Annotated in this window: 1 protein-coding gene; it reads left to right on the top strand. The window is 71.6% G+C overall.

Features of this window, described 5'->3' with window-relative positions:
- Window positions 1-168: 168 nt before the first annotated feature.
- Window positions 169-1,080 (top strand): PAC2 family protein (locus ACWF94_RS40920; protein WP_453500437.1); only part of this gene is annotated, 912 nt, incomplete at its 3' end.

The following is a 1,080-nucleotide window of genomic DNA, read 5'->3' as shown; positions in this document are numbered from 1 at the left end:
CCCCGGGAGCCGCCCGCACACGTGTGCACGGCCGGTCGTGGGGCACATATCCCCGGGACGGGGGCGGCGCGGGGAAGTTCACCCGCCCGTGCACGAGGGCTGCGGCCAGGGACCTGGTAAGCCGTAAGGTTGGTGCGTACGAAAGGGAACTTCGGAAGGAGGCACTGGGTGATCGAGCTCGAGGGGGTACCCGAGCTGATCGACCCGGTCATGGTGGCCGCGTTCGAGGGCTGGAACGACGCCGGTGACGCCGCCTCCACAGCGGTCGCGCACCTGGACCGGGAGTGGAAGGGCGAGGTGTTCGCGGCGCTCGACGCCGAGGACTACTACGACTTCCAGGTCAACCGGCCCACGGTGTGGCTGGACGGCGGAGTACGGAAGATCACCTGGCCCACGACCCGGCTCTCGGTGGTCCGCGTCGGCGGGGAGAAACCGCGCGATCTGGTGCTGGTGCGCGGCATCGAGCCGTCCATGCGCTGGCGCTCGTTCTGCAACGAGATCCTGGGCTTCGCCCATGAGCTGGGAGTGGAGATGGTGGTGATCCTGGGCGCGCTGCTCGGGGACACGCCGCACACCCGGCCGGTGCCGGTCAGCGGGATCACCTCGGACCCGGATCTGGCCAGGACGATGGATCTGGAGGAGACGCGCTACGAGGGGCCGACCGGGATCGTCGGCATCCTCCAGGAGGCGTGCACGCACGCAGGCGTGCCCGCGGTGAGCCTGTGGGCGGCGGTGCCGCACTATGTGTCGCAGCCGCCGAATCCCAAGGCGACGCTGGCGCTGCTCAACCGGCTGGAGGACCTGATCGGTCTGCGCATTCCGCTGGGCGAACTGCCGGAGGACGCGCGGGCGTGGCAGCTCGGGGTCGATCAACTGGCCGCCGAGGACACCGAGGTGGCGGAGTACGTCCAGACCCTGGAGGAGGCGCGGGACACCGCGGAGCTTCCCGAGGCGTCGGGCGAGGCCATCGCCCGTGAGTTCGAACGGTATCTGCGGCGGCGCGACGGCGGACCCGGTGGGCCCGGTGGCGGGCCCGGCGGCCCCGGGCTGGCGACCGAGGGCGGGGACGCCGCCTACTGG

Source organism: Streptomyces sp. NPDC055078 (genome assembly GCF_053607985.1).
Note: the sequence above shows the minus strand (reverse complement) of the source record. Positions and strands in the feature narration are given on the sequence as shown.